The organism is Bizionia saleffrena (assembly GCF_008086175.1).
GTDB classification, from domain to species: domain Bacteria; phylum Bacteroidota; class Bacteroidia; order Flavobacteriales; family Flavobacteriaceae; genus Bizionia; species Bizionia saleffrena.
On record NZ_VSKM01000006.1, the window covers coordinates 105,294 to 118,011 of the forward strand.

A 12,718-nucleotide genomic window follows, 5' to 3' on the forward strand; every position below is an offset into this window, starting at 1 on the left:
ACAGTTTTATTAATTATATTGCTTATTAATGGGTGCCAATGCGGTTAAGGAATTCTTTAGTAATAGGCTTTACTTGAAAGAAAGCGACATTTTGATCTGTTCGTGCACGTACGATGTCTAAATCATCGATAGTTGATGAAATTATGAACACCTGGCATTGTTTTTTTAAAGCGGAGGAAAGTTTGTTGAATTCTTCCAAAAACTGAAATCCTGACATTAACGGCATATATATATCTATAAAAATCACTTCTGGCAGTAAAGCAGCGTTTTTCTGGTTGTGCTGGAGATATATTAACGCTGCTTGTCCAGAAGAATATTCTAAGACTTCTTTTCCGAAGTTATTTTTTGAAATTATACGTGATGAAATATAGAGATCTGTTGGGTTGTCATCAATTAACATAACTCTTTCAAACTTGGGTTGTAATTGGGCCATCATATTTTTTAAATTATTAGTGTTAATTAAATCGGTTGTAACGGTATTGTTACACCGCTAATTTGTGTTAATTTTTTTAATCGCGTAGCTTTATAAATTTATTAAAATCTTCTTGGCGCCTTTTTGCAATTGGCAGTGCGATTCCATTAGGGAATTCGCAATAATATCCGTTTTTTTTAGAAATTATGGAAATATGATGAACATTAATAATATACGAATGATGTATTCTGAAAAAACAACTGTTACTCAAAATGGTGCTATACTCTCCTAAGTTTTTGCTCGACATTATTTTTTTTCCATTCAATAGGTGAAAATAGGTGTATTTCCCCTCTGCTGCGCAATACATAATATTTGTCATATGAATGATTTCAACTTTGTCTATCGAAGCAACAGCAACATATTTACCACCTTGATTTTGAGCATTCAAAATATTGATATTGCTTATTTTATTATCCTGATAAATGCGTTCCATTTTAATTGCTTCAATTACTTTGTAGAGGGCTAAAATAACGTTGTTAAACTCTATCGGTTTTAATATAAAATCAATAGCGTTATTTTTAAAAGCCTTTACGGCAATGTTATGATGCTCAGATATGAACACCAGTTTTGGGGTGTTGAATTCTATTTGAGCCAGCATATCAAAAAAAGCATCATCTTTAAAAGTAATGTCTATAAACACGACTTCTGGTCTGTTTTTTTTTATCAAAGTTATGGCTTCCTTTATAGAAGCTGTACTTCCAACGATATTCATGATCATAGAGTTTTCCTCAACAAATTTTTCTAAAAGTGTTAGCGTCTCTTTATTATCATTAATAATTATGGAATTTAGTTTGATCATATTTTGATGTTTTGTTTTTAAAATAATGCTATGGCTTTTAGCTATACTGAATAGACTAAAGCGGATTACAACAAAAAGGATATCGATATTTTATGGCTAAAGAAAGACATTCAATTTGTTAAATATTAATTAAATACTATCGAGGAATTCTTTGGTAATAGTTTTAACTTGGAAAGCCACCACATTGACGTTGTCGTTTGCTCGTTTAATGTCATTTCCATCAATGGAGGACGATATAATATATACTTTACAATGGTTTCTTAATTCTAACGATAATTTATCATATTCTTCCATAAATTCGAATCCTGACATTATGGGCATATAGATATCCACGAAAATTATTTCTGGCAATTCTGAAAAGTTGTTCTGGTTTTCCTTTAAAAAATCCAAAGCTTTTAAAGCAGATTTGTACTGGTTATTTTCTTGTGCAAAATTATATTTTGTTATTAGTCGAGCAGTTATATAGAGGTCAATAGTATTGTCATCAATTATCATGACTCTTTTGAACTTTGATTTTAGTTCTAACATATTTTAAAATTTTTTAGCTTTATTTCAAAAGTAGTACCACTCTTTATCTGTGAAGAGACGTTAATAGAGCCTTCTAATTTTTCGATTGTATCTTTTACAATGTATAAACCAATTCCGGAACCTTGTGATTTACTTGATATTCTAAAAAACATATCAAATATTTTTTCTTGATACTCTAAAGGAATACCTATTCCATTATCCGACACTTTAAGTTGTAGCATTTTGTCATTGGCAATTGCTTTCACTTTAATAAATCTTTCGGTACTGCTAGATTTATGATATTTAATGGCATTAGAAATAAGATTTTCTATAATGGTTTTAAAACGCAACCTATCTGAATAAAACGTTGAGTGCTCTTCTACATCAATGTCAAAGTGAATTCCTTGTGCGTTGGTTATGTTTTTCAGGGCCAGAGTAATATCTGTAATTGTTTCTTTTACAGGGATTGTTTCTACTTCCAAACCTGTCCGGTTGTTTTGTGAATAACTTAAAATGTTTCTTATAAAGTCATCGAGACGATTTATGTTATTCTTAATCATCTGAACATGTTCCATAGTTTCAGGCTCTTTGGTTTCGTCCTCAATAATTGAAGCAAGTCCTTGAATTGAGGTTAATGGGCTACGTAAATCGTGAGAAACGCTATACACAAAACGGTCTAATTCTTTGTTTGTTTTGACAAGTTTTATATTTTGTCTTTCAAGGTTTAGTTCTGCATTTTTACGTTCTGTGATATCGAATTTCGTGGTAACAAACTGATACGGCTTTCCTTGCTCATTAAGAAAGGGGATTATGGTAGTGTCTACCCAGTAGTAACTTCCATCCTTTGCTTTGTTTCTCAACTCGCCTTTCCATATCTTACCTTGAGTTATCGTTTGCCATAGATTACTTATGTATTCTTTAGAATGATAGCCTGAGTTAATAATTTTGAAATCTTGTCCTATTAATTCTTCGAAACTGTATTTGGAAATTTTACAGAAGTTAGTATTTGCGTATATTATTATTCCATTTGCATCAGTAATTCCTACAATATTTGATTCATCTAAAGCATATTTATAATCGGCCAGTTCTTTGTTACGTAGCTCCAATACTTTTTGAGCCGCTTTGCTTTCCGTGATATCCGTTACCACATTAACAGCGCCTGTAACTTTTCCTGATGAGTCAATATAGGGAACGACATGAGGAATTACATTGCGCCTCTCCCCATTTGGCCGTTCGACAGTACCTTCCCAACCAGATACCGTTCTGCCTTCTTTCAAGGCCACAGCCATAGGAGACAAGTGCGCTGGTATCAAGTGTCCAGCATTGTCTATAAGTTTCGAGAAGCCGCAAAATAAATCCTTTCCTATTTTTGGTTTTACGCCCCACAACGTAGCCGCTGCCTTATTAAAAATTTTTATTTTTCCGGCCGCATCGCAAGAGTATGCCGCCACAGGCAATTCTCTTATTAGTTGACGATACATTTTTTCGCTTTCTTCTATTTTTATTCTTGACTTTACTTGTTCAGTGGCATCAATTGCAAAAAACAAAATTCCGTCAATAATACCGTCAAGGTTTCTATGCGCTTGATATAAAATATTCAAGTACTTATCTTCAAGGTTTCCATTGCCTTGTAAATCAAAATTAAAACGCCTTTCGTTAGCGATGAATGGTACCCCTGTATTATACACGCCGTCTAATAATTCTATAATGCCCTGGTCTTTTAGTTCGGGTAATACTTCCATTACCGTTTTACCAATGATATTGGTTTTGCCAATTAATTTTAAACACAGTGGATTTGCCATTTCATAGATATGAGTAGGCCCTTTTAAAATTCCCATACACGATGGGGAGTGGTTGTAAAAGTCCAAAAACCGTTGTCTTCCTATTTCGTAGGCTTTTTCTAATTTTTTTTCACCTGTAATATCCTTGGCTGTACAATAAAATAACTTTTCATCCTTATCCCATTTGGTAGTCCATACCACGTACACCGTGGTTCCATTTTTATGGGTCATTCTTTTTTCGAATGTCCTCTCCGGCTGGCTCTTTTTGATTTCATTATCAATATTTATGGTAGCGTCTTGATTTTCACTAGCTATGAGGCTGAGGTAATTTTTGCCAATTAATTCATGGGGGGAGTATCCCCAAGTGCTTTTGCAAGCAGCGCTTACTTGAACAAACCTGCTTTCTTCATCAATAGTACATAGTATATCTAAAGAAGAGTCCATTAATTTCTTGAGTTCATCTAAGGCTTCCTGCAGTTTTATGGTTGTTTTGGGAAGTTTTTTTTCACCTTCTTTACATGTTGATAAATCATTAATAGTCACTAAAATTCTTTGTTGTTCATAAACATCCGTATAGTTTACGGAGCTTACTATAGCAGGTAGTTTAGTGCCATCTTTCTGTACTAATCTTAACTCTTCTTTACATCTTCCTTTTTCCTGTTGTTCTTTTATAAAGCCTTTTAATTTGGGATCCGTTAAATCAATAAGGTCAGACCAGTGTTTTTTGCAGAGCTCTAGAAGTGTCATTTGGAACATATTACTAGCAGCAGGATTCGCAGAAATAACAAACCCTTCTTTATTGGCGAGGAGAATGACTTCCATAGAATTATCAAATATAGCCTGTAATGTGGCTTCATCTTTGGAAGATTTAATTTCACAGGAGTTCTTGTCTGTCCTTTGTTTGACTAGTACATTATTATTATTATTAAAACCATAACTTTCTTTTAGGTTTTTTTCCATTTCATAATTTAAAGACGAGAGGTTATTTTTTAGGACAATATTTGTCAGGCCTTGCTTGAGTTGTGTAATACAATTTTCTATTTCTATGTGATTTGCAATAAATATATATGGGATTGTTTGCTGCATGTTATTTCTGTTTGTTAAGGCTTCTCCTTCAGTACGACCTAAGTAAGACTGTTGAGCGTGTAAAATGTAAGGTTGTGAATGGAGTAGCTTATACATTAACTCATAGATACAATTTTAAAGGTTTAATTATATCATTGATACTATCATTATTTAATGCTATACCAATCGAAACATTATAAAATAAGAGATTATCATTATTTTAATTGTCATTTGTAGGGGTCTTTTATTTCTGTGATAAATTTAAAAAGAGAATTTTATTTATACAAAACAACTATTGCGTTGTTTATAAATATTTAGGTTATGCGAAGTTTTTTTAGGTCTGTCGAGATAATAAATTTGGTTGAAATAAAAAATGGGATGTTGTCATGTCGGTTAAACTTCTGGGCTGTGCTAAATTACACTATTACTATTGATTAAAGTAACTAATAGTAATGGCTCGGGGTGTTTTGTTGTAAGTGTATTTAAAAAGGAATATATGTACCTTAAAAGGGAATAAACGGGTTTTATTATTTATTATATCTCAAAATAGACTTTGTTTTGTCTTTAAAATTTTTCTATTTTTTTGTTAAACGTGAGTTAATATTCCATTAATGTGGTTTTTAACTCCCGTTTTCTGAAAAATTGGAGCTCTTTATTCTATTTCAAACCATTGCGTTGTTATTAAATAGGAAAACTCAAAATCAAGCTTTAAATACATTTGTTTATTAAGTATGCTTGAGCATTTCCAAAAACCGAACGTTTTCTGAGTCAACAAAAATGTATTCCAATAGGGTGGTTTTTTTTATTCTTTCAATTATTGTAGGCATAAATCTGTCAACTATTTCTGGCCATTTTGCTGCTTCTATTCATTATTAATTATAACGCTATTTCTTCATTGCCAATGTGTTGGTCTCTTTTGATATTCGTTTTTTGTAACTAAATTAAAATACGGGCCATTTTTTTATGGCTATTAATGATTTGTATAGTCTATTTCCATTCAAAAAATTCATGACATACAAAAAGGGAATTAGATCGATTAATTTTCCTGCTTTGAGTGTTTGTTTGTTAGATGAAATGCCATTTAAAACTATTTTGTAATGGTATTCTCCGTTATTCTATAGGGTTTGTTGCTTTGTTAAAGCGACTCATTTAGCGGGTAAAAGCAATAGTTGCCCCTTTTTATACCTGTTGGTATACCGGATTTAGCGAAAGTAGGCGAGCACTAGCAATAAATGAGATACTTTATTACACCTTTTTTTACTGTCTGTTGTTCTTTTTTCTACTTACGGTGTCAGAAGTAGTGGTGAAGTGTGAAGCCCTTTAACGAATAGATTATAAAATTCTTAACTTATTTTAAAGGGTTGAAGCTTTATCTTTGAAACTATTAACGATGCTAAGCATTATTTCAAACGCTAAACGTTGAATTGAAAGTACTTTTACTTGCTTTTATTATTCAGCCTTAGCTGCTATACTGCTTCTCTTCTAAAATTAAACTAATGAATCAATCCGTATTGCTACAGGCTATACATCAACAAAAAGAGGAAATTCATTTTTCCAGTATACTAAAGGAGGAATCTCAACGGTTTACACAATTGCTTTTTAAGGCGTTATTCGACCGGTCTACAGATGCAGAAAAAGCACTGGTAGAATTGGAAGATTTATTTCGCGTGATTAGAGATTTAGCATGTCCGCAAATTGCAGGTCAGCCCTGTAAAACATGGGAAGACTTTTGTTTAATTATCCCCTCTTTATTCTCTAGTCTAAAAAAAGACGCCATCACTATTTATAAAAATGATCCTGCAGCCGTCTCAATGGAAGAGATTTATTTGGCTTACCCCGGGTTTTTTGCCATTGCAATATATAGAATGGCAAGAGAGTTTTATGCTTTAAAACTACCTCTAATACCGCGACTTATGACGGAGTACGCCCACCAGCTCACCGGAATTGATATTCATCCTGGAGCACAAATAGGAGCGTCTTTTTTTATTGATCACGGCACGGGAATTGTGATTGGAGAAACCGCGGAAATCCACGATAATGTTAAAGTATATCAAGGGGTAACCTTAGGGGCGCTTAAAGTTAAAAAGCAGCTAAAGAATGTAAAAAGGCATCCTACAATAGAGAGAAATGTTGTTATTTATGCCAACGCCTCCATTTTAGGTGGAGATACGGTTGTGGGTGAAAATAGTGTTATAGGTGGTAATACATGGTTAACGACCTCGGTCTTAAAAAACTCAATAGTTCTGCACACACCAACGGTACAAGTCATCACTAAACCAGAAAAATAAGATGAATAAAACGATATTAGATCAAATAGGAAATACACCACTTGTAAAATCAATGGTGTTAAACACCAACCCCAATGTAAGTCTGTATTTTAAACTTGAAGGAGATAATCCGGGTGGTAGCGTAAAAGATAGGGCGGCTTACTATATGATTAAAAATGCGCTGGATGCTGGAGAAATCGACGAATCTTCAAAACTTATTGAAGCCACTAGTGGTAATACTGGTATTGCACTAGCAATGATTGCGGGATTATTTAAATTAGATATAGAACTCGTTATGCCAGAAACGGCGACTAAAGAGCGCGTTCAGACTATGGAAGCTTATGGCGCGAAGGTTACGCTACACCCAGACGGGATAGAAGGTGCGCGAGATTATGCTATGGCTAAAGTAGACCACGAGAACTATTACTCGTTTAACCAATTTGCAAATGATAACAACTGGAAAGCGCATTATAATACTACTGGGCCAGAAATATGGAGGGATACCAAGGGATCGATTACTCATTTTGTGTCGTCTATGGGTACGACGGGAACCATTATGGGCACTTCTACCTTTTTAAAGGAACAGAATACAGAGGTGCAAATAGTTGGTGTGCAACCCACTGATGGTTCTAAAATACCTGGAATACGTAAATGGCCAGAAGCGTATTTACCTAAAATATATAACCCGAAAAAAGTAGATAGGATCTTGGAGGTTAGCCGCGACGAAGCTATGGCTATGACCAGAAGATTGGCAAAAGAAGAGGGGATATTTGGAGGGATGAGTAGTGGAGGTGCTACGGCAGCAGCTCTAAAATTGGCGAATGAATTGGATAGTGGAATTATTGTAAGTATCATTTGCGACCGTGGAGATCGCTACTTGTCTTCAGATCTTTTTAAATAAAGACTTTGTAGTAGAAGGTATTTGGAATGGTTTTGCGAAAGCAAGCAAGCTCTAGCAATAAATGAGATACGTTGTTACACTCGTATTTTAATTTCTGTTCGTCTTTTTTTCTATTGCCAGCTACGGAAGTAGTGTTTAAGGGTTTTTATTTTGGTAAACGATAACTTTTGTAGGTGCGCGTTTGGTTAAAAACTATAGAAACAGCAATACCTTCAACTAGAAACCAAATTAAACGGCGATAAACGCGTTTTTAATCCGTGTTATTTAAGTGTTTCGCTAAATAGACTCCGGTACTTGCACAAGCCTGCAAAAGATATCCGCCTGTTGGCGCGTCCCAATCTAACATTTCTCCAATACAATATTGATGAGGTAGAGCGGCCAGTTCAAAATGGTTAGAAATGGCTTTTAAATCAATGCCTCCAACGGTGGAAATGGCTTCATCAAGTGCGGCCGTGTTTATTATTTCTAACGGAAATTGTTTAATGTTTTTTGTTAATGATTCTGTATTTAAATAAGACGCTTTAGTGAGGTGTGTTTTTAATAAATCGATTTGAGCGGCACTTAATTTGAGTTCCTTTTTTAAGGTCTCCGTCGTATTTCTATAGGTAGATAGTTTTATTTTAGAATGGATATTTTCTAACGTTAGCGACGGTTTAAAATCGATTAAAAGGTGTGCTTTGGAGTCTTTCTGCAACTGTTCTCTAATTTGTGGACTCAGTCCGTAAATGGCATTTCCTTCTAATCCAAATGTAGTAATAACGGCTTCCCCTTTCTGCATACCATTATTACAAGACACCGCAATGTTTTTTAAAGGTGTTCCTTCGTGCTTTTTAATAAAATCAGGTTTCCAATCAATCTGATATGCGCAGTTTGAGGGTTGAAATGGTTTTGTTTGAACTCCTTTTTTAGAAAAAGTATCACGCCAGTTTCCGTCCGATCCCGTAACTTTCCAGCTACCTCCGCCTAAACAAAAAACGGTATAATCTGTTGGTATTGTTTTGTTATTAATAATAGGGTTATTAGCACCGTCCCAATCAGAAAAAGTATGATCATACTTTATAATAATTCCTTTTTCTTCGAGATGGTTTAGGATTGCCTTCTGTACAGCAATAGGTTTAATTCCCTCTTTCGGATAGACTCTTTTACTGCTTCCTATGTAAGTTGAAATCCCTATATGATTAAGCCAATTTCTGAAATCGGTATTGGTAAAATTGCGTAAGGCTGCGTCTAGAAAATGATCTGGTGTGTACCGTTTAATAAGCTGATTAATCGGTTCTGAATGCGTTAAATTAAATCCCCCTTTACCGGCAACTAAAAATTTGCGTCCAGAGGTTTTGTTTTTTTCATAGAGGCTGATAGTAAACTTTTCAGTATCTAAAAAAGCAGCCAATAAATAAGCTGATGGCCCGCCGCCTATAATTGCAATTTGTTTTTTCATAGAACAAAAATAGTTGTTATTAGACTTTATGAAAGCGTTTTATTTATAGCCTACAACGGTTAGCTAAATGCATTATTATATAGGTTTTAGCTTTAGGTTTACTAAGAAATCGCGCACAAATACAACTAAGTTGGGAGGCGTGCCACCTCCCAATTCTTAACTATTCTTTACAAAATCTAAAAAGACTTTTTTATGACGCTCAAGATCCATATTTGGAGATAGTGATACACGTACAATATAGTCTTTATCACCTTCTTTAGTCGTTCCTTGAGTCGATGTTGCAGGTATGGTCCAATAAGAGCCCTTTAACTGCCCGTAGCTTACACAGAACTTGCTTTCATTTGGGATTTCTGTAATCATTAAATTGATTAACTTCAAATTTAAAGCTCTTTTATAAGTCTCTCTTTCCGCCTCGGTATTCCCTTTAGTAGGAAGGTCTAAAGAAAAAACAGAGGGTGTAAACCCTTCATTTGCTAAATCTTCTGAAACAAAATTGATTTTCGCTGCTGGTAAAGACTCGTGAATAAAGTTTACAAATTCGCGTGTGTTTTTATGTGCCTCAACAATTCTTTGATTCATTGATGGTAACTGTTGTGCTAATATTTCATATTGAAGCGCTGTCGCTTCGTTATCGCAAAGCAATAGATGTGTTTCAATTTTATCCATTAATGCTTCCGTTTTCATATTACCTACAACGTAACCCGCAGTACATTTTCCACCACTTGGAAATTTCGATCCACTAGCATAAGAAAGGGTTCTCATTGTTGAGAGTATTTCACCTTCACCTAAAAAGTGCACGTTAGGACAAAATGTTTGGTCTAATATAAATACGGGATCGATAGCTGTTTCACCAGATGCTGTTTTACGCTCTTTACTTAAAACGGCTTTTAAATTTATAAGATCTGGAACTTCAACTCTAGGGTTTGTTGGAATTTCAGCGATAATATAAGGGACCGCATCGTCGTTGGCTATTTTAGCTAAAATGGTATCAATACTTTTAACCATTTCGTTATCACCATCCACTGGTAAATCTACTACCTCAACATTATCGAGGCACGCTGCAACGCGTCTTGCTTGGTCATTTGTTCCGCCATAACAATTAGGAGGTACAATAAATTTAATCTCTTTTCCTTTGTGGTTTTCTAGTGCATCATGCACTAGTCCCATCATAATTGCATATTGAATAGATAGACCACAAGAAGCAACTAAGGGTTTTAAAGGTGTGCCAGTAATGGTTGCAATTGCATTTAAGACAGCCGCTTTATTGGCCACGATATTACTTATTTCAGGTTTAAAAGAAGATTGTTCTATTAGCAACTGTAAGGCAGAAAGGGCATTTGCTGGCGTCATTGCAATGGTTTCTCTTCGTCGCACGTGCTGAATATCTGCCACATAACTTTCGTTCTGTTCACCATTAACGACTAAAACACTTCCAAGGTGATCATGAAGATTGATTATAAAGTCAATCATAGGGTTTAGAGCAATAGTGCCTATTTTATCTTGTTGTGAAATAAAGATAGTGCTACCGTTAAAGGCAGAGATGGCTTCTGGATTTTCTACATTCTTCAACTCAAAATTATAACCATAAATAGTCTTTATTATTTCGGCATCAAAAAAAGTGGGTAATTCACCAGTATAAACGATTTGGGTGTTTTTATTTTCTAGTAAATTTTTTCTTAGAATAGCCAAAACAGGTATCGTCTTTGACGAAAAACTGATAACATTATTTGGGTCTAAACGGTGCAGTTTAGCAATTCCCCATTCTAATACACAGGATAGCGGATGACCTAATCGAATATAATCGTAAGCAGTAGGTAATTCATTGAGTGCCGATGCTTCAAAATTATTGTCGTTATACAAGGTTTCAAACTGCTCTAAGAATTCCGTTTTAGCCCGTTTTTCATCAAAAATATCTAGTCGATGGGTTGTTGTACTCAACCAGCCCGTTGGTCTGTTTATTACTACTTCTTTAATATAATTTAGCATTTTATTGTCTTCCATAATTTTCAACTTTACGTAGTGCGACAATATACAGTAATTACATTTGTTTTAAAAGTGTTACAAGACGTTTTGTTGCCGTGTGCACAAGCTTTAACAAAAGATTAGTAAAGGGTTTTAAATAGGCTTTTTGTAGGGTTTATAAGTTAGCCGAAATGATTTTTTGTTTTTAGTTGAATTACCATAAAATGTTATAACGACGGTAAGTGAAACGGATAAGATTAAGGAGGTGTTTTTTTTGTTAATGCAATTTTAATTGTGAGAAGTAAATAGTTTCTATTTAGCTAAACACGACACTTTATTGTTACGGTAGGGCTCGGTAACCTTTGGCTAATCACTAACGGAGCGATCTACTTCATTACTCAGCTACTTTATAAAGTGCTTTATTCGAAGTCCGTTTCTCGAACGCGTTTTTTATCTCTTCTTTCCTCCACTGCAATTCTAAGTTTTTCTCTCAGGTTTTTCCCTTCGGAAATAGCAGGAATTCTCACAACTGAATGGCTTCGGTCTGATGTTACAAGCGTTATGTTAGAGAGACCGACAAGTCGCAAAAAGAAAGGTTGATCGAGACGAATATCCTTTACACGATAGAGTTCTAGTTCTTCAGTAGACTTAGATAATACTCCTTTTTCTACTATTAATCTTTGCTCTGTAATTTCAATTTCCCAAGTTTTAACGACAAGAAATCTCCATATTGCTATAAAAATAGGAATAATTAACCAACTGAATAGAAGACATATTACATAGGTCCCAAAGTTAGTCCATTGTGACGGGCTGCCTTTCCAAATTTCTTTTTCTTCCATAATATTCTGTGTTTATGTTTAAAACATTGAGGGTTTACAGTTAGTAATTTTAATTGTTATTAGCAATTTGCTAAACTTGGTGGAATGATAGTTGGCCGCATATTACGTGTGTTTTAATACCTCTCATTTCAGGTTTCATTATTTTTGGATTAGTTACAATAACACAAATAAAATTAATATCACGCATAATAACTTACGGTTTTCCTCATTCTAAAAAGTTTTTGGCATAAGGTCTTGTGTTTAAAAGCGCTAGAACTTATTCTTACCCCTATAATACTTCAGTATGACCAGTTGTAAGGTTTAACTGTTTTAATTTTAGCTACTAAAAACGGAGCCTTTATTTGGTTCGCTTTAATAAATGCTTTTAAACCGTGCATAACTTCGTCTCTATAAAATCTCAATTCGGCGCGCAATATAAGATAACTTAAATGTAATTTATTGTAAAAAATCGTAAATGTGCTTTAGTGTTATAATTATTAATATTACGTATGAATTGAGAGGAGGATCGGTATGCTGTGTGGGGCGCTATTTATTGTTGTACCGCAGTTTATGTTAATGGGAGCATGGTGTAAACGCGTCGGTTTTTCAAATGAAGTTATCAGGGTCAAATCAGTCTAAAATTAAACCCGGAGGTGATTAAAACTAAGGTATAGTACTTTTTTACTGTTGTTTTACGAGGGGCCTTTT

Annotated in this window: 9 protein-coding genes; 2 read left to right on the plus strand and 7 right to left on the minus strand. The window is 34.4% G+C overall.

All coding sequences use genetic code 11. The features are described from left to right. Nucleotides 1–25 precede the first annotated feature (25 nt). The 4 genes from ES676_RS07275 to ES676_RS07290 all read right to left on the minus strand — a co-directional run bounded on the left by ES676_RS07275 (nucleotide 26) and on the right by ES676_RS07290 (nucleotide 4,741). Entirely contained in the window at nucleotides 26–436 is a 411-nt protein-coding gene (locus ES676_RS07275) for a response regulator (protein ID WP_148369665.1), read from the minus strand. 73 nt (nucleotides 437–509) lie between these two features. After that, nucleotides 510–1,271: a LytR/AlgR family response regulator transcription factor gene (locus tag ES676_RS07280; protein WP_148369666.1), complete on the minus strand. Its 762-nt coding sequence runs from the start codon at nucleotides 1,269–1,271 to the stop codon at nucleotides 510–512. 129 nt (nucleotides 1,272–1,400) lie between these two features. After that, nucleotides 1,401–1,799, minus strand: coding sequence for a response regulator (locus tag ES676_RS07285; protein WP_148369667.1), 399 nt, complete (start codon nucleotides 1,797–1,799; stop codon nucleotides 1,401–1,403). After that, a complete protein-coding gene (locus ES676_RS07290) occupies nucleotides 1,793–4,741 on the minus strand; it encodes a PAS domain S-box protein (RefSeq protein ID WP_148369668.1) in 2,949 nt (982 codons plus the stop codon). Before ES676_RS07290 ends, ES676_RS07285 begins: the two co-directional genes overlap by 7 nt. A 1,379-nt stretch (nucleotides 4,742–6,120) precedes the next feature. Here ES676_RS07290 and epsC point away from each other — a divergent pair. Together epsC and cysM are read left to right on the plus strand one after the other, a co-directional pair. Continuing rightward, the gene (gene epsC / locus ES676_RS07295) at nucleotides 6,121–6,912 is read left to right on the plus strand and encodes a serine O-acetyltransferase EpsC (protein ID WP_148369669.1); all 792 of its coding nucleotides are present in this window, start codon (nucleotides 6,121–6,123) and stop codon (nucleotides 6,910–6,912) included. Nucleotide 6,913: 1 nt separating this feature from the next. Further along, nucleotides 6,914–7,792 carry a cysteine synthase CysM gene (cysM, locus tag ES676_RS07300; protein WP_148369670.1) on the plus strand — a complete coding sequence of 293 codons (879 nt, stop codon included), beginning with the start codon at nucleotides 6,914–6,916 and terminating at the stop codon, nucleotides 7,790–7,792. Between the two features lie 250 nt (nucleotides 7,793–8,042). Here the strand turns inward: cysM and ES676_RS07305 are convergent, their stop codons facing one another. The 3 genes from ES676_RS07305 to ES676_RS07315 form a co-directional block, all read right to left on the minus strand. Then, nucleotides 8,043–9,230 carry a BaiN/RdsA family NAD(P)/FAD-dependent oxidoreductase gene (locus tag ES676_RS07305; protein WP_148369671.1) on the minus strand — a complete coding sequence of 396 codons (1,188 nt, stop codon included), beginning with the start codon at nucleotides 9,228–9,230 and terminating at the stop codon, nucleotides 8,043–8,045. 156 nt (nucleotides 9,231–9,386) lie between these two features. Then, nucleotides 9,387–11,231, minus strand: coding sequence for a PLP-dependent aminotransferase family protein (locus ES676_RS07310; RefSeq protein ID WP_148369672.1), 1,845 nt, complete (start codon nucleotides 11,229–11,231; stop codon nucleotides 9,387–9,389). A 380-nt stretch (nucleotides 11,232–11,611) separates the two neighbouring features. Further along, nucleotides 11,612–12,031, minus strand: coding sequence for a PH domain-containing protein (locus tag ES676_RS07315; RefSeq protein WP_148369673.1), 420 nt, complete (start codon nucleotides 12,029–12,031; stop codon nucleotides 11,612–11,614). Nucleotides 12,032–12,718 lie beyond the last annotated feature (687 nt).

Coding starts and splice junctions, on each gene's coding strand:
- ES676_RS07315 (WP_148369673.1), bottom strand. CDS start 12,031: ATGGAAGAAAAAGAAATTTGGAAAGGCAGCCCGTCACAATGGACTAAC.
- ES676_RS07275 (WP_148369665.1), bottom strand. CDS start 436: ATGATGGCCCAATTACAACCCAAGTTTGAAAGAGTTATGTTAATTGAT.
- ES676_RS07310 (WP_148369672.1), bottom strand. CDS start 11,231: ATGGAAGACAATAAAATGCTAAATTATATTAAAGAAGTAGTAATAAAC.
- ES676_RS07280 (WP_148369666.1), bottom strand. CDS start 1,271: ATGATCAAACTAAATTCCATAATTATTAATGATAATAAAGAGACGCTA.
- ES676_RS07290 (WP_148369668.1), bottom strand. CDS start 4,741: ATGTATAAGCTACTCCATTCACAACCTTACATTTTACACGCTCAACAG.
- ES676_RS07285 (WP_148369667.1), bottom strand. CDS start 1,799: ATGTTAGAACTAAAATCAAAGTTCAAAAGAGTCATGATAATTGATGAC.
- ES676_RS07305 (WP_148369671.1), bottom strand. CDS start 9,230: ATGAAAAAACAAATTGCAATTATAGGCGGCGGGCCATCAGCTTATTTA.
- cysM (WP_148369670.1), top strand. CDS start 6,914: ATGAATAAAACGATATTAGATCAAATAGGAAATACACCACTTGTAAAA.
- epsC (WP_148369669.1), top strand. CDS start 6,121: ATGAATCAATCCGTATTGCTACAGGCTATACATCAACAAAAAGAGGAA.